At 58.5% G+C, this 25620-nt stretch carries 29 protein-coding genes and 2 tRNA genes; 19 read left to right on the top strand and 12 right to left on the bottom strand.

The genetic code is table 11. The annotated features are described in order from the left end of the window. Positions 1-25: 25 nt before the first annotated feature. From MUO32_RS22500 to MUO32_RS22485, 4 genes are all read right to left on the bottom strand, one after another. Entirely contained in the window at positions 26-2953 is a 2928-nt protein-coding gene (locus tag MUO32_RS22500; protein ID WP_257950622.1) for a valine--tRNA ligase, read from the bottom strand. A gap of 138 nt (positions 2954-3091) precedes the next feature. Beyond that, a complete protein-coding gene (locus tag MUO32_RS22495) occupies positions 3092-3859 on the bottom strand; it encodes a PopZ family protein (RefSeq protein WP_257950621.1) in 768 nt (255 codons plus the stop codon). Positions 3860-4021: 162 nt separating this feature from the next. Beyond that, complete coding sequence (locus tag MUO32_RS22490) at positions 4022-5404, bottom strand: TolC family outer membrane protein (RefSeq protein ID WP_257950620.1); 1383 nt, start codon at positions 5402-5404, stop codon at positions 4022-4024. A gap of 262 nt (positions 5405-5666) precedes the next feature. After that, positions 5667-6317: a protein-L-isoaspartate O-methyltransferase gene (locus MUO32_RS22485; RefSeq protein ID WP_257950801.1), complete on the bottom strand. Its 651-nt coding sequence runs from the start codon at positions 6315-6317 to the stop codon at positions 5667-5669. A gap of 330 nt (positions 6318-6647) precedes the next feature. Between MUO32_RS22485 and exbB the strand changes: the two genes are divergently transcribed. Then, positions 6648-7727, top strand: coding sequence for a tonB-system energizer ExbB (gene exbB / locus MUO32_RS22480; RefSeq protein ID WP_257950619.1), 1080 nt, complete (start codon positions 6648-6650; stop codon positions 7725-7727). 4 nt (positions 7728-7731) lie between these two features. Then, positions 7732-8160 carry a TonB system transport protein ExbD gene (gene exbD / locus MUO32_RS22475; protein ID WP_257950618.1) on the top strand — a complete coding sequence of 143 codons (429 nt, stop codon included), beginning with the start codon at positions 7732-7734 and terminating at the stop codon, positions 8158-8160. An 84-nt stretch (positions 8161-8244) separates the two neighbouring features. Here the strand turns inward: exbD and MUO32_RS22470 are convergent, their stop codons facing one another. Continuing rightward, positions 8245-8901 (bottom strand): hypothetical protein, encoded by a 657-nt coding sequence (locus MUO32_RS22470; protein ID WP_257950617.1) that lies wholly within the window; start codon positions 8899-8901, stop codon positions 8245-8247. A gap of 347 nt (positions 8902-9248) precedes the next feature. On the opposite strand from MUO32_RS22470, the gene MUO32_RS22465 reads away from it, so the two are divergent. From MUO32_RS22465 to MUO32_RS22450, 4 genes are all read left to right on the top strand, one after another. Further along, positions 9249-9322 (top strand) — tRNA-Cys (locus MUO32_RS22465). Between the two features lie 279 nt (positions 9323-9601). Continuing rightward, complete coding sequence (locus tag MUO32_RS22460; protein ID WP_257950616.1) at positions 9602-10150, top strand: hypothetical protein; 549 nt, start codon at positions 9602-9604, stop codon at positions 10148-10150. 78 nt (positions 10151-10228) lie between these two features. Next, positions 10229-10492: a hypothetical protein gene (locus MUO32_RS22455; protein ID WP_257950615.1), complete on the top strand. Its 264-nt coding sequence runs from the start codon at positions 10229-10231 to the stop codon at positions 10490-10492. A gap of 154 nt (positions 10493-10646) precedes the next feature. Then, positions 10647-10970, top strand: a complete 324-nt coding sequence (locus MUO32_RS22450; RefSeq protein WP_257950614.1) for an RcnB family protein — start codon at positions 10647-10649, stop codon at positions 10968-10970. 43 nt (positions 10971-11013) lie between these two features. On the opposite strand, the gene MUO32_RS22445 is transcribed toward MUO32_RS22450, so the two are convergent. Both MUO32_RS22445 and MUO32_RS22440 read right to left on the bottom strand, forming a co-directional pair. Beyond that, positions 11014-11490, bottom strand: coding sequence for a DUF2938 domain-containing protein (locus tag MUO32_RS22445; RefSeq protein ID WP_257950613.1), 477 nt, complete (start codon positions 11488-11490; stop codon positions 11014-11016). A 64-nt stretch (positions 11491-11554) separates the two neighbouring features. Further along, complete coding sequence (locus tag MUO32_RS22440) at positions 11555-11839, bottom strand: hypothetical protein (RefSeq protein WP_257950612.1); 285 nt, start codon at positions 11837-11839, stop codon at positions 11555-11557. A gap of 185 nt (positions 11840-12024) precedes the next feature. On the opposite strand from MUO32_RS22440, the gene MUO32_RS22435 reads away from it, so the two are divergent. Further along, positions 12025-12099, top strand: a tRNA-Asn gene (locus tag MUO32_RS22435). Positions 12100-12419: 320 nt separating this feature from the next. Here MUO32_RS22435 and MUO32_RS22430 read toward each other — a convergent pair. Beyond that, the gene (locus tag MUO32_RS22430; protein ID WP_257950611.1) at positions 12420-12689 is read right to left on the bottom strand and encodes a PepSY domain-containing protein; all 270 of its coding nucleotides are present in this window, start codon (positions 12687-12689) and stop codon (positions 12420-12422) included. 186 nt (positions 12690-12875) lie between these two features. Then, positions 12876-13001 carry a hypothetical protein gene (locus tag MUO32_RS22425; RefSeq protein WP_374708710.1) on the bottom strand — a complete coding sequence of 42 codons (126 nt, stop codon included), beginning with the start codon at positions 12999-13001 and terminating at the stop codon, positions 12876-12878. A 621-nt stretch (positions 13002-13622) separates the two neighbouring features. Between MUO32_RS22425 and MUO32_RS22420 the strand changes: the two genes are divergently transcribed. Then, positions 13623-14348 carry a hypothetical protein gene (locus tag MUO32_RS22420; RefSeq protein ID WP_257950610.1) on the top strand — a complete coding sequence of 242 codons (726 nt, stop codon included), beginning with the start codon at positions 13623-13625 and terminating at the stop codon, positions 14346-14348. 19 nt (positions 14349-14367) lie between these two features. Next, positions 14368-15132, top strand: a complete 765-nt coding sequence (locus tag MUO32_RS22415) for a hypothetical protein (RefSeq protein ID WP_257950609.1) — start codon at positions 14368-14370, stop codon at positions 15130-15132. 206 nt (positions 15133-15338) lie between these two features. On the opposite strand, the gene MUO32_RS22410 is transcribed toward MUO32_RS22415, so the two are convergent. Next, positions 15339-15620 (bottom strand): HNH endonuclease, encoded by a 282-nt coding sequence (locus MUO32_RS22410; protein ID WP_257950608.1) that lies wholly within the window; start codon positions 15618-15620, stop codon positions 15339-15341. Positions 15621-15911: 291 nt separating this feature from the next. Between MUO32_RS22410 and MUO32_RS22405 the strand changes: the two genes are divergently transcribed. The 3 genes from MUO32_RS22405 to MUO32_RS22395 all read left to right on the top strand — a co-directional run bounded on the left by MUO32_RS22405 (position 15912) and on the right by MUO32_RS22395 (position 17383). Further along, complete coding sequence (locus MUO32_RS22405) at positions 15912-16148, top strand: helix-turn-helix domain-containing protein (protein ID WP_257950607.1); 237 nt, start codon at positions 15912-15914, stop codon at positions 16146-16148. 1 nt (position 16149) lies between these two features. Beyond that, positions 16150-16671 (top strand): hypothetical protein, encoded by a 522-nt coding sequence (locus MUO32_RS22400; protein WP_257950606.1) that lies wholly within the window; start codon positions 16150-16152, stop codon positions 16669-16671. A 205-nt stretch (positions 16672-16876) separates the two neighbouring features. Then, complete coding sequence (locus tag MUO32_RS22395) at positions 16877-17383, top strand: hypothetical protein (RefSeq protein WP_257950605.1); 507 nt, start codon at positions 16877-16879, stop codon at positions 17381-17383. On the opposite strand, the gene MUO32_RS22390 is transcribed toward MUO32_RS22395, so the two are convergent. Continuing rightward, complete coding sequence (locus MUO32_RS22390; protein WP_257950604.1) at positions 17339-17809, bottom strand: hypothetical protein; 471 nt, start codon at positions 17807-17809, stop codon at positions 17339-17341. The genes MUO32_RS22395 and MUO32_RS22390 overlap by 45 nt on opposite strands. Positions 17810-18061: 252 nt before the next feature. Then, positions 18062-18664, bottom strand: a complete 603-nt coding sequence (locus MUO32_RS29335) for a hypothetical protein (RefSeq protein WP_308311330.1) — start codon at positions 18662-18664, stop codon at positions 18062-18064. A gap of 264 nt (positions 18665-18928) precedes the next feature. Here MUO32_RS29335 and MUO32_RS29330 point away from each other — a divergent pair, with 264 nt between their 5' ends. The 7 genes from MUO32_RS29330 (at position 18929) to MUO32_RS22345 (ending at position 25545) form a co-directional block, all read left to right on the top strand. Further along, positions 18929-20209: a hypothetical protein gene (locus MUO32_RS29330; protein ID WP_308311329.1), complete on the top strand. Its 1281-nt coding sequence runs from the start codon at positions 18929-18931 to the stop codon at positions 20207-20209. Further along, a complete protein-coding gene (locus tag MUO32_RS22380; RefSeq protein WP_257950602.1) occupies positions 20206-20745 on the top strand; it encodes a hypothetical protein in 540 nt (179 codons plus the stop codon). The genes MUO32_RS29330 and MUO32_RS22380 overlap by 4 nt, the downstream gene beginning before the upstream one ends. 21 nt (positions 20746-20766) lie before the next feature. Next, positions 20767-20967 (top strand): hypothetical protein, encoded by a 201-nt coding sequence (locus MUO32_RS22375; protein WP_257950601.1) that lies wholly within the window; start codon positions 20767-20769, stop codon positions 20965-20967. Between the two features lie 350 nt (positions 20968-21317). Next, complete coding sequence (locus MUO32_RS22365; RefSeq protein ID WP_257950600.1) at positions 21318-21779, top strand: ImuA family protein; 462 nt, start codon at positions 21318-21320, stop codon at positions 21777-21779. Positions 21780-21996: 217 nt separating this feature from the next. Beyond that, positions 21997-22407, top strand: coding sequence for a hypothetical protein (locus MUO32_RS22360; protein ID WP_257950599.1), 411 nt, complete (start codon positions 21997-21999; stop codon positions 22405-22407). Between the two features lie 342 nt (positions 22408-22749). Then, on the top strand, positions 22750-25245 hold the full coding sequence (locus MUO32_RS22355; RefSeq protein WP_308311328.1) for a calcium-binding protein: 2496 nt from the start codon (positions 22750-22752) through the stop codon (positions 25243-25245). Positions 25246-25320: 75 nt separating this feature from the next. Then, positions 25321-25545 carry an SOS response-associated peptidase gene (locus MUO32_RS22345; RefSeq protein WP_257950598.1) on the top strand — a complete coding sequence of 75 codons (225 nt, stop codon included), beginning with the start codon at positions 25321-25323 and terminating at the stop codon, positions 25543-25545. The last annotated feature ends 75 nt before the right edge of the window (positions 25546-25620 follow it).

Raw genomic sequence — 25620 nt, 5'->3', positions numbered from 1 at the left:
GTCTCTTCACACGCAATGCGTGGAATCAGCCGGCTTCGCTGACCCTTGTCAGTGCAACGGCAAGGCTCGCGAGTTGCTGCTCGAGTTCCGCGAAGCGCTCGCGTTCGGCTTCCACCACCTCTGGCTTTGCATTGGCGACGAACTTTTCGTTCGAGAGCTTGCCCTGGATACGGCCTGCTTCCGCCTTCGCCTTCTCGATTGCCTTTTCAAGGCGCGCCTTTTCGGCGCCGAGATCGATCAGGTTGCCAAGCGGCAGGCAGGCGGTCGCCTCGCCGACGACGATCTGTGCTGCGCCCTTGGGTGCCGCATCCTCGAGGCCGATCTCGGAGACGCGCGCCAGGCGACGGATCGCCGAGTCGTGCGTGGTTAGCCGCTTCTGGGTCAGCGCATTCGCACCGACCACGATGAGCGGTGCGGTGGCGCTCGGCGGCACGTTCATCTCGGCGCGGACCGAGCGAATGCCCGAAACGAGATCGATCAGCCAGTTGATTTCGTCGGCTGCGGCGTCGTCGCCATAAGCGGGTGCGGGCCATTCGGCATGGCAGATCAGGCTGTCGCGTTTCTGGCCCTCGCCCGCGGTGTGCGCCCACAGCTCTTCCGTCATGAAGGGCATGAAGGGATGGAGGAGCTTGTAGGTCTCTTCCAGAACATAGGCCGCGCAGGCCTGCGATTCCGCCTTTGCGGCCTCGTCCTCGCCGGAGAAGACCGGCTTGAGCAGCTCCAGATACCAGTCGCAAAACTGGTTCCAGATGAAGCGGTAGAGCGTGCTTGCCGCATCGTTGAAGCGATAGGTCTCGATCGCCTCCGTGACGTCGCGCGCCGTGCGGGCGAGTTCGGTCAGGATCCAGCGATTGATCGTCAGCGAGGCCGTTTCAGGTACGAACTTCGGATCGGAGGCAACGCCGTTCATCTCGGCAAAGCGCGTGGCGTTCCAGAGCTTGGTGCCGAAATTACGGTAGCCGGCGATGCGGGCCGGGTCGAGCTTCACGTCGCGGCCCTGCGCGGCCATGATGGCGAGCGTGAAGCGCAACGCGTCCGCACCGTATTCATCGATCAGTTCGAGCGGATCGATGACGTTGCCCTTCGACTTCGACATCTTCTGCCCGCTCTTGTCGCGCACCAGGGCGTGGACGTAGACGGTGTGGAATGGCTCGATCGGATTGCCGAGTTCGTCCTTCATCAGGTGCAGGCCCATCATCATCATGCGGGCGACCCAGAAGAAGATGATGTCGAAGCCGGTGACCAGCACGTCGGTCTGGTAGTATTTTGCCAGTTCCGGCGTCTTTTCCGGCCAGCCAAGCGTCGAGAACGGCCAGAGCGCGGAGGAGAACCAGGTGTCGAGCACGTCCTCGTCGCGTGTGAGGATGTCACCCGGCGCAAAATTCTCCAGCTTCTCCTCGACCCAGGCCTTCCACGGGCCTTCATGGGCGATATAGTGCTGAATGGCGGCGTGCAACGCCTCCTCCTCGGTCTTCTCGACGAAGACCTGGCCATCAGGACCGTACCAGGCCGGGATCTGGTGTCCCCACCACAGCTGGCGCGAGATGCACCACGGCTCGATGTTTTCCATCCATTCGAAATAGGTCTTTTCCCAGTTTTTCGGGACGAAGTTGGTGCGGCCCTCGCGGACGGAGGCGATGGCGGGCTTGGCCAGCGTCTTGGCGTCGGCAAACCACTGGTCGGTCAGCATCGGCTCGATGACGACACCGGAGCGGTCGCCGAAGGGCTGCATGACCTTCTTGTTCTCGACATAGGGAATGTCGTTGCCTTCGGCGTCCTTGACGGTGACGGCTAGGCCCTCGGCATTGATCGCATCGACGATGCGCTTGCGGGCTTCGTATCGATCGAGGCCGCGATATTCGTCGGGAACGAGGTTGATGTCGTCGACTTCGGCCTCGTTGGGAACATGGCCGGACTTCGCGATCTCCAGCGCCTGCGCAGCGTAGAACGCATAGGGCTCGCCATCGGCGCGCATCGCGGCCTGCGTGTCCATCAGGCGGTAGAGCGGAATGTTGTTGCGCTTGGCGACCTGATAGTCGTTGAAGTCGTGCGCGCCGGTGATCTTGACCGCACCCGAACCAAAATCCTTTTCCGGATATTCGTCGGTGATGATCGGGATCAGGCGGCGGTGTTCCTTGGGACCAACAGGGATTTCGCAGAGCTTGCCAACGATCGGCGCATAGCGCTCATCCGTCGGATGAACGGCAACCGCGCCGTCGCCCAGCATCGTTTCCGGACGCGTGGTGGCAATCGAGATGTAGTCGCGTTCTTCCTGGAAGACGACGTTGCCGTCGGCATCCTTCTCGACATAGGTATAGGTGGCCCCGTCGGCAAGCGGGTACTTGAAGTGCCACATATGGCCGTCGGCTTCCTTGTTCTCGACTTCGAGATCGGAAATCGCCGTTTCAAACTTCGGGTCCCAGTTGACGAGACGCTTGCCGCGATAGATCAGGCCTTCCTTGTAGAGGGAGACGAAAACTTCGAGCACGGCTTCGGAGAGCCCCTCGTCCATGGTGAAGCGTTCGCGCGACCAGTCGCAGGAGGCGCCGAGGCGCTTCAGCTGATTGAAGATCAGCCCGCCCGATTCCGCCTTCCACTCCCAGACCTTCTCGATGAAGGCCTCCCGGCCCATCTCGCGGCGGCTCGGCAGCTTTTCGGCGGCGAGCTTGCGCTCGACGACCATCTGGGTGGCGATGCCGGCATGATCCATGCCCGGCTGCCAAAGCACGTCCTTGCCGCGCATGCGCTCGAAGCGGACCATGATGTCCTGCAGCGTGTTGTTGAGCGCATGGCCCATATGCAGCGAGCCCGTTACGTTCGGCGGCGGGATCACGATGGTGAAGGTCTCGGCGCCAGGCTTTGCGCCCTCGCCCGCGCGGAAAGCATCCTCATCTTCCCACGTTTTGGCGATGCGCGGCTCGACCGCTGCGGAATCATAGGTTTTTTCAAGCATTTTCGTGCGTGGCCTGCTGTTTATCGGTTGGGTTTTGTAAACCGGATGAGCGGCATGGAGTCAACAATATCAGAAGAAAAGCCGCACCGGGTGGCCCCGGCGCGGCTTAAACCATCTTTTCGAAAATGGCGGCGTCGGTCAGCGGCGCGGGCCGCGCGCCACCCGCTCGATCTCTTCGCGCACCAGCCGTTCGACGAGCGTCGGCAGGTTGTCGTCGAGCCATTCCTGCAGCATCGGGCGCAGCATGTCTTCGGCGATCTCGTCGAAGGAACGGCGCGGGCCGGCATCGACGGCTTCCGCCAGCGCGCCGAAGGACTGCGCGACGCGTTCGCTGACGGCAGGCGACACGAGGGAAGCGATCTCGCGGCCGACAGGGCTATCTTCGATCGTCTCGGCAACGGTGCTCTGCACCGGTGCCATTCGGGGCGCGACGGCCTCCACCGGCTCGACAGTCTCGTTCACCGGCGCAAAACGGCTCGCCGTGGCGGCAACGCGCGCCGTCACCAATGGATTGTCCTCGCGCGCAACGACCGGCTGCATCGGCTCCACCGAGAACGAATCGCGTTCCATCGGCTCGCCACGGTTGGCGGCGACATGGCGCTCGGAAGCGGCGCGGACGCGCGCGGCGACATCGGCCAGCGACAGTGCCGGCTGGCCGCCCTGCAGAGGTTCGGCGCGCGCAACGGCATGCACGGGGGCGGACCGGGTTTCCTCGACGTGGAAGTGTTCCACAACGGAGGGATGGTCGAGAAGGCTGGCATCCCTTTCCGTCGAGATATCGAAGCCGTCATCGTCCTGCGCATCGGCGGCGAGGTCCGGCTGAGCTTCGTTGTTCTCGATGATCTTGCGGATGGACGCCAGGATTTCATCCATGGACGGTTCACGCGCTACACTTGGCTGAGCCATTTCTATCCCCGTTCTCTGCGGCGTCCGCGGCATGGCATGCAAGGCCTGCCGGACATCCCGAAAACCCTAGGCGAGTTCAGCGGCGAACTAAATCGTCGCGAATCATGTGTTAAGAGTGATGCACAGATTTGTTTACCCTGCCAAGGGCAGGGCCGCGGCCGCTCAGTTGCTGTCGACCGTGCGAAGGCCGAACCACTTGTCCTTGACCTTCTCGTAATGGCGCTCGGCGCGGTATTCCGCGACCTCCAGCCCCTGGCTGTGCACCGTAAGCGCGCCCATGGCCGCAATCAGCGAATAGCTGGCGACAACGGCGTCGCGCTGTGAGGCGACAAGGCTTTCCTTCGCGTCGAGCACGTTCTGCTGCGCGTTCAGCACGTCGAGCGTCGTGCGCTGGCCGACATTGCGCTCTTCGACCACGCCGTTCAGCGCCATGTTGGCGGCCTCGATCTGCTGGCGGATCGCCGAAATGGCAGCGACCGACGCCTCATACTGGGCGTGGGCCGAAACGATGGTGCGCTGGACTTCCATGCGGGCGGAATCGACGAGGATCTGGCGCTGGCCGAGCTGTTCCTTGGCCTGGCGAATCTGACCGTATTCGGCGCCGCCCTGATAGATCGGCACGACGACACGGGCCGAGAGCGCACCGGTCAGATTGTCGGCCGGGCCGGCATCGTTGTTCACGGACTTGTAAAGATCGCCTTGCAGCGAGACACCCGGCAGCATCGTGCCTTCGGCCACCCGCACATTGTAGCCGGCCGCATCGACGCTACGCATGGCCGAAAGGATGTTCGGGTTTTCCTGATAGCCCATCGCGACTGCGGCATCGAGCGAGGCCGGCATGGCCTTCTTTGCCGCAGCGGGCTGCTTGATACCGGACGGAGCGACGCCGACGATCTGCACATAGGCCGCCTCGCTCTGCTTGAGCTGGGAGACGGCCGCCGTCAACAGCGCCTTGGCGGCAGCAAGTTCGGCTTCGGCGAGGCTGACGTCCGTCCGCGTACCTTCCCCGACATCAAGGCGCGCGTTGGCGGCGTTGAGCTGCTCGCGCAGGAAGGCGAGGTTCTGCTTGCGGATCGAGACGACCTGCTGATCCCGGGCGATATTGGTGTAAGATTCGACAGCCGCCAGCAAGATGGAGATCTCGTTGGCGCGCAACTGCTCACGACTTGCCAGAACATTCAGTTCCGCCGCTTTCACGCGGTTCAACGTCTGGAAGCCATCGAAAATCTGCTGCGTGACGGTGATGCCGTGGGTGGAAGTAAGCTGCTTTGTCTTGCGGTTGCCGAAGACCGGGCGCTTGTCCAGTTTGGTGCCGGTGACCTCGTATTCCGACACCGCGTTGATACGCGGCCGATAGCCGGCCTTCGCAATGGTCACGTTCTCGTCGATGGCGCGCAGCGCCGCGCGGGCAGCGTTGAGATCCGGATTGTTCTCGTAGGCCTTGGCCATCGCGCCGGCCAGCGTTTCGGCGCAGACGCCCTGTGGCAGGACGAACGCGGCGGAAGCAAACGCAAAAGCAAGGGCGGTTCGACGAAGAATGGACACAGTACAAAACTCCGATCCTGGATCGACCCGCCACAGAGAGCCGCCCTTTGATACACTTTGACCCGCGAAAAGCCGCACACGCCTTTCGGCGATGTGGCATCCGTTCCCGACGGTTCCCGCACCGCTTGCGATAGTGGCTTTAAGTTGCTTGGGAAACAGGGATCGCGCCAGTCCCATCAGGTCCGGCAGCGACAATAGGAAAGGCCCGTTGCCAAAGCGCAACAAAAGCGGGCCTTTCCTCCATCAATCGGACTACACCGTATTAGAAGACGAATTCTTTTGCCCTGCGGAAGCCCGGCAGCGGCTTGACGGCGGTGTTGAACACGTTGCGCTCGGCAACATGGCCGCTTTCCTTGATGTAGATGCGTGCCTGCGAGGCATTGCCATAGCCTTCGACCACGATCAGGCGGCCACCATCGCGCAGCTGCGCGAAAAGTGCTGCCGGAACGAACTCGACGGCGCCGTGCACGAAGATCACGTCATAGGGCGCTTCCGCAGCGTAACCGGCCTCAAGATCGCCCGAGACGACGGCGACATTGTCATAACCGAGGCGGGAAAGCGTTTCCGTCGCCGTCGCGGCAAGCTCCGCGTCGCTTTCGAGCGCGACGACCGAGCTGCCCAGGCGCGACAGGACCGCTGAGGCATAACCGGTGCCGCAGCCGACTTCGAGAACGATATCGGTGCTGGCGATCTCGGCGAGCTGGATCAGCTTGGCGAGCGGCGACGGCTCCATGAGGAAGCGGCCGGGCACCAGCTGGATATCGGTGTCGATATAGGCGAGCGGCTTTACCGCCGCGGGCACGAACTCTTCGCGCGCGACGGTCAGGAAGGCGTCAAGCACCTCGTGCGACGTCACGTCCGTCGTACGGATCTGGTTGTCCACCATCTTCGTGCGCGCTGCTTTGTAGTCAATCATCTCTAGCCCTTGAGTAAAACGGCGAGGACCGGCGCGAAGGCCCGGCCCGCTGCCGGATGCGTCGCAATTCTCTTAGTGCGGTTTCGGGCCGGGTGTCCATAGGTGCGAACGGTTTGCGCGCAAAAACCGCCCTCCTCAGCGGCCTTTGCAGGATGGCCCGCAGCCTGCCCGCGTTATCATGAATAAATTACTCAACATATTATTGCCTGTCCGGGGCATAATGTCGTATTGGACAGTCAGGTTTTAAGGCCGCGCTTGCGGCCGCACCGACGCCCTTTCGCTCGAACGGGCTCCGTTTAAAAGTAAGACATACAAGAGGAATACGCCGTGCTGAAACGGTCTCGACTGCACTTCGCGATGATCCTGATGGCGCTTGCCGCGCCCTACGCCGTTTCGGCGCAGACCCAGGAGACACCCACGGTCCAGACGGACGCCCAGCCGGATACAGGCCAATCCACGCAGAGCCAATCCACGCAGGCGCAGTCTACGGGCACCGCAACGGGCGCGGGCACGACAACGACCGAAACGACATCGCGCCCGACCGCGACCGAAGGCGATGCCGATACGTCGGCCAGCCCGGCAGCGGCGACCGAGACCGATGTCATGGCTGTCGACGACGCGACGGAACTCGACGCGGTCGATGATGCCGCCGGTGCACGCCAGGCCGGCCTGCCGCACGATCTTTCCCCCTGGGGCATGTTCATGGCGGCCGATATCGTCGTGAAGGGCGTGATGATCGGTCTTGCCTTCGCTTCCGTCGTCACCTGGACGGTGCTTCTGGTCAAGCTCGCCGAACTCGGCGCTGCGCAGCGGTCTGCCAGCCGCGCCGTGCGTCGCCTTGTGGCCGCCCGCGGCCTTGAGGATGGCGAACAGGCGCTCGGCCGCAACCGCGGGCTCGTCGCCCGCATGACGCGCGCCGCCCGCGAAGAGATGGAAGCCTCTGAGGCTGTGCTCGACCACGTCTCCGATGGTGGCGTGAAGGAGCGCATCGCCTCGCGCCTCGGCCGCATGGAAGTGCATGGCGGCCGCCGCATCGCCAAGGGGACGGGCCTCCTGGCCACTATCGGCTCCACGGCGCCGTTCGTCGGTCTGTTCGGGACCGTCTGGGGTATCATGAACTCCTTCATCGGCATCTCGAAGGCGCAGACGACCAACCTTGCCATCGTGGCGCCCGGTATCGCCGAAGCGCTGCTCGCCACCGCCATCGGCCTGGTCGCGGCCATTCCGGCCGTGGTGATCTACAATTTCCTCGCCCGCGCCATCACCGGCTACCGCCAGAATCTTGCCGACGCCTCGGCCGCCATCGAACGCCTCGCCAGCCGCGACCTAGACGTACGCCGCGCCGTCCGTCACCCCGCCGCCCAGCGTGGCGAGCGGGCCGCCGGCTCCGTTGTGAAGCTCGGGTGACGTCATGGCCAGCAAGATCAAGGAAGGCGGCGGAGACGACCTGGAGGAAAACAGCGAGATCAATGTGACGCCGTTCATCGACGTCATGCTGGTTCTGCTCATCATCTTCATGGTGGCCGCACCGCTTGCAACCGTCGACATCAATGTCGACCTGCCCTCCTCCGTCGCCCAGCCGACACCGCGCGAGGACAAGCCGGTCTTCATGACGCTGAAAAAGGACCTTACGGTCTCGATCGGCAACGGCGAGATCGGCCGCGACACTTTCGGTCCGGAACTCGATGCCGTGACGGAAGGCAACAAGGATACACGCATCCTGCTGCGCGCGGACAAGGCCGTCGACTATGGCAGCGTCATGGATGTCATGAACCTCCTGCGCGGCGCGGGTTACGCCAAGATCGCCCTTGTCGGCCTGGAAGGCGCACCGGCGCAATAACATGATACGGCGCGCCTCACGGGCGCGCCGCCGTCTTCGAAAGGGCCACTCAAAAGACTACTTGAGACCCCTCTTGTGTATCCGTCAGTCGATGACGTAGACCACGGGCGTAACCGAGCCGCCAACAAAGGTTCCGGCCGCACCACCGCCCCAAATCTGGATGCCGGTCAGTTGCGACGCGACGCTCTTCGTTCCCGCCGAGAGCCTCTGGATATCCTGACCGGAGCATTCGAACAGCATGCTCTCGCAAAACCACCTGTTGTTGCTGGTATTGGCCAGAGACAGACGGGAATATCCGTAGAAGCTGTCGCCCGACGACTCGTTTCCGCAAAGGACGAACCAGGTCCCGCTTTGCGAAACGCTCTGCGCCGACGATGTCATCTTCGAGTGACCGGCCTGGTAGCCGGTCGTCTCAATGGTGGAACTCGCCTCCAACCTCAGGCCCCACCCTGCCCCGGCAGCAGGCGATACGCTGATATCCTGAAATGTCAGTTCGACCATCACCGCCTTTGGATTGATGGGAATGATCACACCTGTGCTCAAAGAGATCCCGTTGAGGCTCTGGACCGTACCTTGGATGCGCTGCATAATACCTGTCATTGTGAAGTCCTTTTCGAGTTTTCTGCTTAAGTGGCGACACAAGATCGCCTCGGCCGACACGATTGCCGGCTGCATCTGCATCGCAGTGGTCGGCTGATTTCTCCTTCCAAGGGCCACCGGTACAATCCAGTTTGCCGCCAACCAACCTGCCTTTCCGCACCCATTCTGAGCGGACATCTCATGATAGGCGCGCAGCAAAGAGCGGGGATATTTTCACGGAATCTGGACAAGGAAAGACCGCTGTACCTCCAGCAGAAGCGCGATAGAGGAGTTGCCATACTGTACAAAAAATGCCCGGGCGCTGCTGGCGCACGAAAGACACAGGGCAGTTGGAGCCCTGAGCCAGGAGGCCTCGTTTCGATGCCAGCGACAAGAATCTCTCGAAAAAAGAAAGGAACAGACATTCCCGATAAAAAAGGAGCCGCTTGAGAATGAAGGGTATTGCGCGCTCCTGAGATTCGTTCTAAACGCCCGTCACCACAACGGATGGCCTCGTGGCGGAGTGGTGACGCAGAGGACTGCAAATCCTTGCACCCGAGTTCGATTCTCGGCGAGGCCTCCAACTTCTTCATCAGTGAAATCAAAAAGTTACCAGCCCTGACGGGCTTCCGTTGCCTTGTGCGTTCCGCATCGTCCTTGCCTCGTTCGGCAGGCCGTTGTTGCCCGTCGGCGGCGTTCTTTCGGCGTGCTTGCGGTGCATTGCCTGCCCTCAGTCAAAAGACCGTCGACAAATGCTCGCCAAGCTCTGATACTTTGCTGGCGCGGGTGCGCAGGGCCGCAGCAAACCGCCGGCCATCACACCGGCTGCGACGATTCGGCTCGACATCGACAAGAGGGTCTCATGAGGTTCGCATCGCTTCTTGCCAGTATCCTTGCTGTGTTCTCCCTCGGCCTCACGTCGGCGCGAAGCGAGGAGTTCTACGCCTATATGTATGAGAACGAGGAACAGCCGGCCGCCCACCTCACCTTCAGTCCCTGCACTGGAGAAGAGGTCTCGGAATGCGCCGCCTACAGCCTCTCCTGCGATCCCGCCCGGAGCCCGCCGCTGCAGATCAGCATCATCACGGGTCCAGTGGAGCCGATGGCGATCGACCTGATCAAGGCTTCCGCAGGTCTTGCCTACGCCAAGGTGGCGCTTTCGGCCGGAGGAAAGAGCATAGACCTGCCGATTTCCATGATCCATGTCGATGCAAACGAGATGGACGGTGGGTGGATGCTCAGTCTGGGTACCTACGATACCGCGCCTATGCTCGACACGCTGTCGAAAGACAACAGCGAGGGAGCGACGATCGCCATCGGCGACAGGACCTTCGCGCTTGCGCCGCAAAAGGGCGACGGGGCGAAGCTGGTGCAATGGCGGGACGCCTGCATTCGCATTCGCGGAAATTGATCCTGCCTGACAACGCAGGCTCTTGCAGACGCGTGCTGCTGTGCGCATATGCCGAACACAAATCAAACGGAATCACCCATGGCGAAGAAACCTCAACTCGAGCATTCCGAACTCTCCGGCGAATTTACGGAGGATGACGTCACCGTTCTCGTGGATATCTACCGGCCGGCCGGCACCCAGCAGGATTGGCGGCTGGAGGTGGTGACGCAGAACGAGGACCTTTTTGAATGGGATGCCCCCTTTGCAACCGACCGGGAGGCCTTCGACGAGTTCCTGGCCACCGTGGCGCGGGACGGCATCCACTCCTTCCTGGAGGAAGAAGACATTCCCTCCACCCACTGAGGCGACAGGCCCGTCTGGGCCTTGCCAGCTTACCTCTATAGCGTACCGCTCTATTTAAGCCATTATTTTCATTACAAAATCGTAATCATATCGTTCAGTTTTGGTTCATCGATGCGGTCCTAGGCTTCTCGTATCAACAACGAGGAACCAACCGATGAAACTCTTCACCCGCACTCTTCTGACGGCCGTCGCTCTCTCCTTTGCCGTCGTACCGATGGCGCAGGCCCAGCAGCAGCACCGCCAAGACCGCAAGCCCGGCCATTCCTACGTCGTAAAGAAGAAGGAGGTCACGACGCGCCATAGCTGGCGCAAGGGCGAGCGCTATTCCAATTGGAAAGGCCGGCCGGCCGTGCGCGACTACCATCGCTACGGCCTGCGCAAGCCCGCCCGCGGTCAGCAATGGGTGAAGGTGGACAATTCCTACCTTCTGATGAGCGTCGCCACGGGCCTCATTCTCGGCGTCGCCGCCGCACGCTAAAACAAAACGCCACCGCCGGCTCGCGGCGGTGGCGTGTTTCCTGTCAGCGAATGAGAAGCGCCGTTCCGTAGAGCCCCAGCGCAAAGATGGTGTGCGACACCAGATTGAGGACGCGCACCGTATTGGCGTTCGGCAGCTTCGAGGCCGCAACGCCAATCCCAAGCCCCGGCTGAAGCAGGAACCACCCCGCACCGACGGTCACGATGCCGAGTATCCAGGCCGGCAGAAAGGTCGGTGCGGCAAACCACGATGTGCCGACAAACACCGCCAGAATGACGCCATAGAGAATGCCGACCACGTAGTGGAAGATCCAGCCAAGCGCCTGCTCCTGCGCATGGGGCTCGGCGGCGGCGATATCGTCATGGAAGACGGTGCCGTTCTTCAGATGCCAGACCCAGCGACCGACCGGCGCCCAGTTCGGCCGCGACTGGCGGAAGGCTTTCCACAGCAAGACAGCCCACACATCCATCAGCACCGTTGCGCCAAAACCGACCACGGCGCCTTTCACCAGCAATTCCATAGGCTTCCCCTCTTCCGATAGCCATCGGGTTAAATCAGGTCAGCGGAAATGACGCAAGGAACGATCAGCGGGCGTTGCGGCGCGCCTTGCGGGTCGCCCACCAAACGGCGAGGCGGCGGCGCTGGCGCCGCACGAAGTGGGAATCGTGCGAAAGCACGAGAAGGCCAAGCGGCACCATCCAGAATCCGAGCACCGGCAGGAAGCCGAGAAGACCGCCGAAGACCAGGAGCACCCCGATCAGCGTGCGCAACCAGCGCGATTCCGGCAGCTTGAAGCGAAAAGAACCGATGACGACCTCCCTGGTGCGGGGATCGATACCAAAATGCATGCTGTTTTTTTTCGCTGTCATCCACCGCTCTTTTCGCTGAAAAGCCCGGTTTTCCAGGCATCATCTCTCTCCCAGTTGGAGACTTCTCCACAATCAATCAAGTCTGATGCATTTTTTTGTCAAAAAGCGCTTGGCAAATCGATCCAGCATTTGTATTACGCGCTCACTCCGCAGCGAGCAGCTAGAAACTAGCAGCAAGCGGATGATCCCTGGTAGCTCAGCGGTAGAGCATTCGACTGTTAATCGACAGGTCGCCGGTTCGAATCCGGCCCGGGGAGCCAGTTTCTTCAGCTAACATGCTGATATTGTTTTAGGAGTCGGTTCTTGATTGAACCGGCTCCTAATTTCATTCCTAACGTAGTTTTCGGCTGCCGCGGTTGGCTCCTATTGGAGTCAAACCTCAACGCGGGTTCGCAGCGCCGGCAAGTGCGACCGACTCGATTTTGCCTTTCCGCGATTCCTCGTAGATCTCTTCGTCGACCTCTTTCTCCCCCTGCAGCCAATGGCTGAGGCTTCGCCCCTCTAGTCACCCTTCAGCCTGCCAGAGATCGAAGGCTCGCGCTGTGATGCGCCTTTCGCGTGGATCGTTCATTTTATGCCCCTACTCTTGGTCGACCGGTTGGCCGCTCTTCGCATCAATATTGATCTCGACCTTCGCCTTGTCACGCGTACGGTACTCGATCTCGTAGTAGCCCTTATCGTTCCACGACATCCCGGAGATTCGCGCAAAGTCAGGGCGCCTTTCGACTGAGGAGAGTATCTCTGAGGCCTGGAGCGAGCTTGTGTCAGACGTGACTTTGGCTTCATCGGCAAACGCTGCAAAAGGTAACAGGATCAGCGCACCGCCGCCGAGAATGAATCGCGTAATCATTGCTCACCTCACGAAATCAGCGGAGACCGAGGAACGACAAAATCACCAGGACGACAACGACCAGTCCAACGATATAGATTATGCGATTCATGACGCTCTCCTGTTTTGATCAAGAGACGAACGCGGCGAACTGAACTTCGTTCCCAAAGGGCGCCGCCCGCCCCAATAGACGAGCGGCGAGCATGTTCAGGCACTCATGCGAGGCGGCGACGACGGTCCTTGCTGCCAACTTGGCGCCAAAGCCTCGACAGGTAACCCCGCTTCGAGGCAGGCGGACACAAACGCCTCACGCGCGACAGCCACCGGTGCCATTCGATAGAGTGCAGCGCGAGACTTCTCGCACGCGCGCTTGTAGCGCGCGCCGATACGGGATGCGGTGTGCGGGAGGATGTTGGGTGCCCCGGCGGCAAGAAACATCTGTCAAGTATCAATAGTAGTTTTCCCCGCTTTCCACTGAAGCGTAGAAATTCTGCGATCCTGTGTGGATAACCCGAAAACGCCGTGCTATATTACCTGTGGATTACTGCGCGAATTTCACGCGCGATGCTTGCGTCCCTTTATTAGACAGTACAAAAAGAGGCGTCACCTTGCGGTGTCGCCTCTTCGTGTTTGCTCGATTGGTCGTGGCCTGGCCGTCGGACAGGCCGAGTCTATCGGCAGACGGTTGCACGCTGGTGATAGTCCCCGAGGTTCCTTTAATCAAGGCCCGGAGTAAGCCGAATGGCAAAAGCTCAAACTGGAAATAGGGCGTCGTCCATTGCCGGCAAGGTGCTAGGTGGTCAAAAGCCAACTGCATCCCAGGTGAAGACGCTTGCCGCCTCTGTCCTTCGTCAGGATGAGACCAAGGGCACGAGAAAGAAGTAACGGAACGGGCCGGCGCGAATGCCGGCCTTTTTCTTTTTATGCGCATACTGCCGGCTAAAGAGGTGAGACTTGAGTGGGTTGAAGTTGGGTCCGGTAACTACCACGCCTTTCATCGACGTCGATGAGGACTCCGAAGACGACATCAGGGAAAGGGTCAAAGACTGGTTTCTTGAGAACTTCGAGGACCCGGCACACAGCACCCCACACGACAGCGCCGAGGGTGGATACCACTGGATTTGGGGAGGCCCTCATGATGTGCGCGAGGTGCTCGATGACCATTTCTTCGAAATCCCTTCAGACCTTCTCGAAGAGATAATCGACGAGCTGGAGGCGATGGCAGTTGATTGGGCGCCTCACGAAGACCGAATTATTCCGGATGACGATGATTCCTATGAGCAGCTTCAAGTTGCGCTAGACGAGGTAGCCGATCTCCTCAAGGATATTCAACTTCCTTCTCCAATGATTGGCGGAAATGGCCCTCCCGAAGAAATTGGGCTTCCGCCGTATGGCGAAGAGGAGAATGAGCGCATTCGGGAAGCTATGGCTGTTCTTAGGCAGCCGAGAGAACGGTTGATCGCGAACCGGCAAGCGGGTCTTCATGCAGCCAACCAACTTCGCACGACCGGCCAGAAACTAATGGACTTTTGCCAGAGGCACGGTGAGACGTTCGCGGAGAATTTTGCCAGTCAGCTAGGCAAAAGAGCGGCGGATTCCCTTACCGCAGGGTTTTGGCTGAAATTGGCGGGAGGCCTGTTTGCTGTCTACGAGATGGCCAAGATGTTTTTCGCCGGTTGAACTTGCGTCAGGACTAGCAATGAAGGGATTAGACGAGTTATCGCGCCTCGGCGCTGAACTTAAGACCCACGTGAAGTTCGGCACACCTCTTGAAGTGGGTATGAAGGCTGCAGGATGGAAAGCTCGAGTAGCCGATTGGATCGCGTGTACATGTCCTGACTCAGGTTTCGCGGCAGAGTGGGCCGCAATGCCGTCGATTGACATTGGCGACCCGCTTGGATTTCCATCGACGACCGTCCGCGAACATGCTGAGTTCAATCTGGACAAGCACCTCCGATGGCTGGCACACCTTCCGGTAAACGCACAGGTTAGACGATTGTCGGTACCGGAAGCCGTAAATGCGCAGGGCGCTGAAATCGGGCGTCGAGAAGTTAAGTTGGCGGTTACATCTCGGGCGATCGTGGATCCTACGCGTATCGAGTCCCTTCGTGCTATAAAATCTTCTAACTTCGATCTAGCTAGGCTGATACGCCTTTGTGAAGAACTCAACCTAGCATTTGCGACAGAGAGCTATCTTTCGATGGCGATGCTTACGCGAGCAATCGTGGACCATGTGCCGCCAATTTTTGGCAAGATGACTTTCTCGGAGGTCGCCAATAACTACGGCGGAGCCACACTGAAGCGCGAACTGAAGCATCTGGATACCACGGCCCGGAACATCGCAGACCTGCACCTTCATTCACAGATTAGAAAAAAGGAAGCTCTACCGACAATCACGCAGGTGGACTCGTCAAATTCGCTCGATGTGCTTTTAGCTGAAATCGTGGTGCTGCTGAGCGACTGAATAGAGGTGTGGAAACGGCCCGCGCTCCGCGGTGTTGGAGCGGGTGGTCAGTGCGGGCCTCGTGGTGACTTTTGCTCGGGTGGGCTACGAGGCGAACACAGCCCACCCTATCCCCTCACGAGGAAGGCGCCGCGGATACCACCCCGTGGCACGAGCATTCGAATAAAAGACCGCGTGCAGCCTCCTACGGCGCGTCAGCGGCAAACTCAAAATTCGTTTCGGATCCAGCTGTCATAGGTGAGCCAATCGATCACCCCTCGCCCGTCGTTGCAGGATTTACAAGCTAGAGCGAGATTATCGAGCGAGTGTCGGCCGCCATCAGCGCGGCGGCGCAGGTGCTCAAGCGTGGCTGCGTTATGCCGGCTTCTATAAAGCGGCGCATAGCTTAACCGCAGGAACTTGCGGCAGTAGCAGCATCGGCCTTCTTGGAGATAGAACAGCAGCGCGGTAATTGCGCGCTTGCGTCGGCCGCTGAGTGACTTCGACAAGCCCATCCTCCATCACAGTCCGGAAGGGGCGACCGGCGGCCTCGCCGGTCAGTTCAATCTGATAAAGCGCCTGCCCTGCGTAGGTTCTTAATCTGCCGCGGATAACCGCAGGCAGATCTCCTCCGAGCAGGACTGGTTGACCTTCTGCGAAGCGGAAAGGTCTTAATCTGGGTGACGTGGCGGTCATCGTTGGCTCCTCGTGTTGCGTTTGTCGAAGTGTGTTTGTACACTGTACCGACACAATAGCCGATTCTGGTTCCGTGTCAATACGCATTTGTACAGGGTACCGAAATGAAGGCTATTCAGCTTAAGATGGCTCGTGCTGCCGTGGGACTCGGCGTTCGCGAACTTGCCGAGTTGGCGGGTGTGACGGCCAACACGATCACGCGGATTGAAAATGGCGCCGATGCAAAGCAATCCACGCTTGATGCGCTTCGGGCCGCCCTTGAGGATAAAGTGATTTTCCTAGCCGATGGAGAAACCACTAGTGGCGGCGCCGGCGTGCGCCTACGGGATCGGCAGGAGTAAGGTGGAAGAGCAGGCCCTTGAGGAGGTCTATGTCCTCTGCCCGGTATCGAACGGCGGGTACCAGCACATCGACACGATTCCTCTGTCTGCCCTCAAAGGTGTGGTGCCGAACCTTGGTGATCGAATTACCCTAGACCTGTGCAACAATGACGAGAGCGATGGCCTTGCGATCGAAGAGGTTGTCGGTCGCCACTTCGTCCGATACATCAACGAGAGTAACGGTGACGAGGCGTATGCCTGGTTTATCGTGGTGCAAACGGTGGAACTCGATCACACATCCAAACTCGCCAAAGCCATTGGAGCCGTCTTTCGGAATGAGCTTCGCCCAATTGCGCCGCCGACCAAAACACTCCCCGCAGTATACGACCCGGTCTCGCCTCCCAACCTGCCCAAGTCTAAGCGGATCAGCCACAAGATAAAGGATCCGGCATTTTGGACGCCTGAGCGGAAGGAGGAGATGCGAAAGAAGCGGGAAGCCAGGCTGGAGAGAATGAAGCGGATGGGAATAGCCGCGCCTGATTAGCACCTCGCTAGCACAAGCCCCGCGCAATAATCCTCCGCACCACCGCCATCCCCTTAACTTCACTCGGTAACTTCGCTCGGTGCAAAATTGCGTTCAGCTGCCTTCGAAACCGGCGACACCTAGCTCGACAACCGCAAGATGCGGTGCGAGGATGCCGTGAGTTACAGGGGGCGTTCAGGTCGGATCGGCGGCGGCAGAGCGCCAGATGATATTGCCACTGGATATTACTTTTGTTGCGAGGACCGAAATGGCAAAAAAAACGAAAATGGCGCAACTCACTCAAAGCCCGAGGGATAAGGCTATAATTGTAACGCTTCAGGCTGGAGAGGAGGCGATAATTACCGGAGTCATGGGCGGGTGCTGCTCTGTCGTTCTCCTGTGGAATAAGCCCATTAATACCAATAACTACTTCAATGCCCGCGGCCATCATGCCGGTGGAGGTCCAGGCAATTTGGACTGGGATGGGTTGCTTGACGGTGTAGACACAAATGACTTCAACACAAAGTTGGTTATGTCGTGCGCTCCGGACGACTACGTCAGCTACATCGAAAAAGTGAAGGATGCTTTGGCGGGGAAAAACATCAAGATCCGCAGAGCCTTCCTAAATCTGACAAATGCGGTCATCTATCGAACCGGCGATTACGCTGATTTCAACAATCTGGACGCGTCAACGCTGTTGATAAGAAAAGACCCACGCCCATTCATAATGTAAGCCCGCTGCGAGGTTTGGCTTAGTCGGCATCACGCGGTAATTGGTCGAGTCCGTCACCTGCCTCGGCTCTCGCAATAATGTCAGCGGGAGAAACGGTCGGAGCTTTATGAGGGCGTCCATCTCGACGCCTTTATCCAGAGACGTTCCAACGATGCGGGTGATGTCGGGACCGAGTTCGCGGGCGCGTGCGATCTTGAGTTGAACGTCGCGTTTAGAGGAACCCGTAACCTCCGAGATCTCAGCGGCGAACTGCTTAAGGTGTTGTTCGCCCTTGCGTCTGCCGTCAGCGCGGAGTTCGTTGGTGTGCAAAATTTTCGCACCAACGGAACCATTAATCTCCTCCCACACAACTTTGCGTCGCAGGATGTATGCGGACTCTTCGGCAGGCGTTAGTTCAGACCGGGCTAGGTTTTCGTCGATCTCCATTAGCTCGGCATGAAGATCATCGACCTCGTAGACGACGCATTCGACGGCAGTCCAACTCCATATTTTTACAATTTTGTCAAATACTTAGCCAGATTTCGCCTATTGCGGTCTCTGACCGTTCGCGTTAGCCTTCCCTCGCTGGCACCAACCGCGCCCGGCTCTGGCCGGTCACCACCTTAGAGGAGCACGACACCGCGGTCGGCATTGGTGCCGGCGGCAATCCTCGCAAAGTGGTGGACAACGATGCCGGCATCAGACGCAAGGGAAATCAGGAATCAAATATCCGTCTTCTGCGGCGCGTGTATCGCCCCGATAGCTGGCCCCGATCTGTACGCGAGCATAACCAGCTATCTGCTTGGTCTGTTGGTTTTTCGAACACCTCCGCCAAAACGGTACGGTCGCCCTGACTGGCGCGCTATTTCGTTGGCTTGCGGGGCGGACGGAGATTTTCCAGTCAACCTCTGCAGAAACATCCAGGTCGGCCTTCTCGTGATCGAGAAATGGATTCGCGAGCATCCAACGCCGACTCATACTTGTGATGCGGCTGCCGAGTTGGCGACCGTGACACCCGCTGTAGCCCGCTTCGACAGCCAATACGACCCGCCTACATTTCGGGAGGCGTTGGCGTTCCAGATGCAGCGCCACGGTGAAACAGCCTCCTTTCTTCACAAGCATGTCGTGATACCAGAAGATCGCTTTTGCTCGACAACTATCCGAACATGGCTGCGCGACCGCAAGGTTCCTCGCGGCGCTCGCAGCATGAAGATTCTGCGCCGGATTGAAGTCCGCTATGGGCTGGAAAAAGGATATCTCAGGATGAAACTTCCCCATCAAGGGCGAGCGCTCATCGGCCATGAGACGGGGCTTTCCGTAGGTCCGGCAGAGAGGCGCCGCCTAGCATGGCATCTCCCCGACGACTTCAACGAGCTACCTGCAAAAAAACAGGCAGAGATAATTCGATGGGCTCGCGAAAACGTCATTTCTAGAACAACGGACTATCGGCGATATCAGGCTGACACGATCAGCGAGAGCTTTGGAATAAGGTTCCCTTCACTTGAGCGACGAACGGCGCGGAAGAGAAGCAGGCGACGTACTGCGCCAGCGGCTTTGGCTGGAGAAATGCGTGACCTCGTTTGCTTTAAGACAGCCACGCTAACGGACAAGGGCCTACTGCGCAATAAGAAGTGGGGCCACTTCACGGCAGGGCAAAAGATCGAGCATCTAGGCCTGTTACTCGGCGCGCTCTCTTCACTCCCATCAGGGCGAGTATGCGGCGCGGGCGTGCCGATAGCTGACCTCACGCTGGCGTTGCTTGTTTTTCCCGGAATCTGGGACTGGTATCTTACCTGGCGCGAGCGCCGTCGCGGATTCTTTACGGTGTGGGAGTGCAACATGTTGAGTTCTGCACTCGAGTTGGTCCGAGAAGACACCGGCTGGCTGCGGCAGCGCCCGGATCTCGCTAACCGGCTCAAACCGATTCCGGGAATCCTCGAAGAAGCGGAGATTGCTGCCGCTCGCGACGACTGGTCAGGAACCTGTAATGTGCTCCGAAAACATGCTGCCGTTCGTTTTGCCGAGGTGCAGCAGGTCTTGCGGGTGCACCGCGACCCGTTCGAACCAATCCTTCCGATACTCGAAGCCGAAAGCCCGGTGCTTGAATATCGGAAGATTACGGATGAGATCCTGCGCAGACTACCAGATGAGAGGAAATTTCCGATGGCCGCTGCCGAGGGCCTAAGGTCTTATCTAATGCTGCGCTTGGGTCTTCATTTGGGGCTCCGTCAGCGAAACCTCCGAGAGCTATTGATTTGCCATCGAGACGCGCCTCCGAGCACGGAGCGGCGCCTTGCCGAACGGCGGTGCGGCGAACTGCGTTGGAATCCCCGTGAGGGTAAATGGGAGGTGTTCATTCCTGCTATTGCGTTCAAGAACTCCGGTTCATCTTTTTTCAGCTCCAACCCGTTCCGGCTGTTTCTCAACGATCTGTCGGAGCTATACGCTCACATCGAGGCCTACATCGAGCGACACAGGCCCCGCCTCTTAGGACTTTCGTCCGATCCAGGGACTTTCTTCGTCAAATCGACTAAGCGCAACACCTCATCCGCCGCATACGACGAAGCAGCTTTCTATGAGGCTTGGCGCCTAACGATCCAAAGGTACGGCATCTACAATCCCTACACCGGCCGCGGAGCGATTGCGGGTCTTCTGCCTCATGGACCACACTCGGTACGCGACGTGCTGGCCACCCACGTCCTCAAGAAAACTGGTTCTTATGAGCAGGCCAGCTATGCGATCCAGGACACACCCGAGACGGTCATGAAGCACTACGGTCGCTTCTTTCCTCAGGACAAGGCGGCTATGGCCGCGAAAATCTTGAACCGAATGTGGGGGGCGGAGTGACCGATCCCCTCTCCAAACTCTCGCTGTTCGCCACTGACCGCGAGATCGCCATCGCGGTCGTAGGCAAGGAGCGCGCGTTGATGTACGTGAAGGTGGTTATCCCAGCGCTTGAGCGCCACGGCTTTCCCAAAATCGATCCTCTTCATGACGGTCGGCCTGTGCCACTCGTAAGGAAGTGGTACAACATCCACATGGGCGTCGACAAAAGCTACATATTGCAATCTCTGCAGGACGGTAAAGAGAACCCTGAGGGTTGGCGATCCGCGAGAGACAAGCGCAATGATCGTAAGCCGAAGCTTGGCTTAAACACCCGCTGCATGAATGCCCTCCGGTATATTGTAGAACATCCCGACGTAAGGACGAGCGCGGAAATTCCGGGCACCACGGATTTTACTATGAATGAGTTGGCCAGCAGGGGCGCCATCAAGGAAGGCAAGCGAGACAGTCAAGGTGATCGTACCTGGATTGTGGCGGATCTCGGGCTTGAAGAAATCGCGCGTCTGAACGACTGGCACGGCGGAAAGCGGCGCATCTGAACACAGGGAAGAACACCAACAATGACCGACGCAGAACGCATCGCCGAGCTCGAGGCGAAAATCCAACAAGCCTACCACGTTATCGGCCAGCTTCTGGGCGGCCCTGACGGCAAGTCGGAGGACCTGGATTCACCGCAGGGACAGCGTGCGCTCGATTACTTCGCGCATGAAGACTTCGACGAGGACTTCCTGCCGTACGTCCATCCTCGCCGAGCAGAGTGACGCTGCTCTGGAAAGCGTGGGTGGCCAAGCCATAGGAATATTTTCCCGATCTCCTTGACTGTTTTCCCAACAAGAACATAATAAGAACACTCCGAAACCAAACGAGTGCCTGCTTTGGCATCAACACAGCAGAACGGGAACGTGCGCGCAGAATCACCTGAGCCTCGCAACGAGGTCGACGAAGCTCTCGCCTGGCACGGGGGCAATGCTCGGGCCGCGGTAGCCACGCTGCTGGCTGACTGCGCCTATCTACGCTGGCAGCTTCAACTGGCAGATAGCGCGATAAGTCGGGGGTTCACTCGTGGCTGGCGACCAACCTTAGACACTGACGATGCTGAGGCACGAAGCCAATGAGCGCCAACGCTGCACCCATAGCCGATCTGCAGGAAAAAATAGACCCGATCGCTGGCGCCCATCGCTCAACTCGCCCTCGCCTTCCCTTCGGCGTTCCGGAAATTGATAGGCGTATCCACAGTGGGTTGGCGTTTGGCTCTACCCACGAAATAGCGGGTGGTGGAAGCGATACGGTGAACGGCGCGACCGCCGCCTCATTTACCGCAGGGGTTGCTGCGCGGACGAAGGGGCCTGTGTTCTGGTGCCTGGTGAACGACGACCTTTTCGCTCCCGCGCTTACGGAAGCGGGCCTCGACGTCAACCGGGTGACTTTCGTCCAAAGCACGGACGAGGACGGGGTGATGGAGAGCGCTGAGGAGATACTCAACCACGGCGGGATCGCAGTCATGGTGGCCGAACTGGTTCGATTGCTTCTGTGGTGTCACCATGATCGCGCCCTTTCGAAGGAACTATTTTAGAGATTGCGAATTTCTGGGTGTGGTCGTAGCGAGCCCCGCCCACGACCGCGAATGTGGTCCGGTGCATGTACAAGCAGTAGCCGGGCCACATTTCGGTGCAGAAATTCATTGCGCACCGGCTTTCGCTAGGTTGGGAGTGCTGTCGATGTTTGTCCGTTCGACGGTGATGCGGCTGCAATAGCGTGATAGATCGCGCTCGGTTGGGATGAGGGTGTCGATGGTGGAGGATACTTTGACTGACTGGAATAAGAGATTTGAGGACAGTCAACCAAAAGAAACCTACGCAGAACAGCGCCATAGAGAGATGCTTGAATGCCTCGATGTGCAGCCCGGGCTCGCGCAGTTTTCTGAAATCGAAAGCAACTTGCTTTCGATTAAACAGTTTTCCGAAAAAGGCTTGAGGTTCGACCGCCAATTTGATGCGGGCACGAACACGATTACTTTGGTGGCTTTCTTCGCAAGTGACAGCAAAAATGCGTTGGCGCATTGGAGTCCTACTGAAAGCCTTTACTGGATAAGACCAGTTGGTACTCGTCCAATTCAATACGTTCATGTGCCATTGGACAGTACCAATGCCGCAACGGAGTATCTGATGGGCAAACTCGGTGAGAACCTCGCCGGTCTCTGAGATTTGCCTCGCACCCCAAAGCACGTTTTCTCCGCGGGTGTGATGCCTAGGAGGCGCAACGCTCTCGCTGTTACAGGCTGAACGATTTTCAGCCATCGATGTTTCCCCTCGGGACTGGGGCGGTTGTGAACGCCATCATCTATTGAGGGATGTTTTCTTTGCGAGTAAGCGCAATTGATGTACTTATGCGAGTAAAATATTCTCGAAATAAGGGCAGCGATAATGGTTTCGCAGGTGAACTCAGGGTCCGAAGTCGTCCTACACGAATCAAGAAGCGGCCCTAAAAGAGAACCGGTTGTGACTGGACTTGCCGACGGAGGGTGGGTCGTCAACTGGAGAGCCGTGGACGCCGGCGACCACGGTATCTACCAGCTTCGCTTCAATGCAGATGGAGAGCCCGTCGGCGAAATAAGCCAAGTTAACACCTACATACCGGATGCCCAATTGGAGCCTTCCACGGCGCTGCTTTCCGATGGAGGGTGGGTGGTTACATGGTCGTCATATAGCGAGAGCGACAGTGGCTATTTGATCTCCCAGCGCCGCTACAATGCCGATGGCGATGCAATTGGCGACGAGATTAGCGTAAGCAGTCGCGCAATTAGAGATCGCAGTGGGCCGTCCGTGACGGCTTTCACAGACGGCGGTTGGGTTGTGACGTGGTCCACCGTTCTGCCGGATGAAAGCGGCTTTGGAATCTACCAACAGCGTTATGGGAGCAATGGTAACGCAGTTGGTGAGGAAAATAAGGTCAACACTTCTACCGTCGGCAAGGAGAATGATACGGCGGTCGCGGTGTTGCCCGATGGTGGTTGGATCGTCACATGGTCTACCGCCGGGCAGGATGGCAGCGGTTCAGGCGTCTATCAGCAGCGTTATGCAAGTAACGGCAATGGCGTCGGGGGCGAGATAAAGGTCAACAGCTTTACAGCGGGGGCCAAGGACGACGTCGATGTTGCCGTGCTCTCCGACGGTGGATGGGTGATCACCTGGGCGTCCTTTGGACAGGACGGCAGCAATTTCGGTGTTTATCAGCAGCGCTACAAGGCCGATGGTAGTGTGTCCGGGGGCGAGAAGCTGGTCAACACGTCAACCGTTGGCCACCAGTCTGAGCCGTCGATTGCAGCGCTTGACGATGGAGGCTGGATAGTTACCTGGAATGCCACCACGGGAAGGAACCTGCTTGATATATACCAGCAGCTCTACGATTCCGATGGAAATAAGGTCGGTTCCGAAGTTGTCGTGAATTATGTCCGGAATAACAACCAACAACAGCCCACGATCACTTCGCTGGCGGATGGCGGATGGGTGGTTGCATGGGCGGATGACACGCCTCGAAGCAGTGTTCACGTAAAATATTTTTCGGAGGCAATCTTCGGCTCTGCAACATCCGAAAAGATCGTCGGGACTTCCGGAAACGAGTATCTGGTCGGCTATGGAGGAAACGATACGCTCAATGGCGAGGGCGGTGCCGATGTTCTGATCGGCGGAAAAGGTGATGACACCTATTTCGTCGATAATCTCAACGCGATCGTGCAGGAGAAGGCAGGCGAAGGCACGGATCTCGTCATCGCTTCCATCTCCTACACTCTCACCGAATACGTCCAGAACCTGAAGCTGACGGGAACATCCCGTTTGAGGGGCACTGGTAATGAACAGGACAACAAGATCACCGGAAATAGCAGCGCCAACCAGCTTGACGGTAAAGGGGGTGTGGACATCCTGGTCGGCGGCGGAGGAAGTGATACCTATTTTGTCGATAGTAGTGCCGATAAAGTGATGGAGAAAGCGAGAGAGGGGACCGATCTGGTCAACTCTTCAGCGTCCTTTGTTCTCTCCGACAACGTAGAAAATCTGACTTTGATCGGTACCAAGAACATCAACGGCACGGGCAATGATATCGCTAACACGATCAGGGGAAATGCTTATAACAACCGGCTTGATGGCCGCGGAGGCGCCGACATCATGATCGGTAGCGCTGGTAACGACACCTATATCGTCGACAGCAAGGCAGACCGTGTGCAGGAACTGGCAGGACAAGGTACCGATCTTATCGTCGTACCATTTTCCTTTTCGCTTACTGACGACGTTGCCAATATTGAGAATTTAACCCTGTCCGGCAGTAAGAACATCGATGGAACAGGTGACAACCTTGTCAACAGAATCACTGGCAATTCCGGAAACAACGTCCTTGATGGCCTTGGTGGTGCTGACACGCTGATCGGCGGCAAGGGCAACGACAGCTATTACGTGGATATCAGTGGCGACAAGATAACCGAATTGGCCGGTGAAGGGGTGGATACCGTCTACTCTGAGGTTTCCTACGCGCTCTCCGGCTCATTGGAAAATTTGACGCTAATCGGTTTCAAAGGTATCAGCGGCGCCGGTAACGGCTCTGCCAACGTGCTTGTCGGCAATTCCGGCAACAACAAACTTTCGGGTTACAGTGGTAAGGATAGGATCGATGGCGGCGGCGGCAGCGATGTAATCAATGGCGGCAAGGGCATCGATCGTCTTTATGGTGGTTCAGGAGCCGATATCTTCGTCTTCGCAAAGGGCGATACGGGTAATACGCGCGTAACCGCAGACACGATCTTTGATTTTTCCAGTTCCGACAGCATCGATCTCAGCGCATGGGACGCCAATTCGAAGAAGTCTGGTGCGCAAGAGTTCAATTTCGTCGGGTCGAAGGCTTTCTCTGGCAAGGCGGGAGAGTTGCGCTACACTAAAAACGTATCGGACACGCGAATCGAGGGTGACACCAATGGCGATGGAAAGTCAGATTTCGTCATCTATCTCGATGATGCCTTTGCGCTGAAGGTCGATCACTTCTTATTTTAGTTTCGGCAACCGATATTTCTGTCAGGTAGTTCATCGACAGCATCATCCAAGTTGGATGGGCGCCCGAAGTAGCATATGCCACCCTACGCGACGTGGTGGCGAACCAGACGCACGCGCATGCCGATCATCCTCGATCCTGAGGTCTTTGAGGGCTGGCTCAATCCATCGACGCCGAAGGAAAACCTCAAGGGTATCCTCGGCCATCATCTCGACGGCGAAATGCAGATGCACCGCGTCAGCAGGGACATCAACAGCTCGAGGCTTACCGAGCGGCCGGCGCCACTCGTCAATTCTCTCTAATGGACGACAATCAGTTGGACTTTTTAAGGGATGCCTCAAAAGCGCCTTAGAGCTAACCCGCTTTGCGTCCTGCGC

Origin of the sequence: Shinella sp. CPCC 101442 (genome assembly GCF_024704725.1) — a bacterium.
In the GTDB taxonomy this organism is placed as follows: Bacteria; Pseudomonadota; Alphaproteobacteria; order Rhizobiales; family Rhizobiaceae; genus Shinella.
The sequence above is the reverse complement of the archived record's forward strand: the minus strand, read 5'-3'. Positions and strand labels throughout refer to the sequence as shown.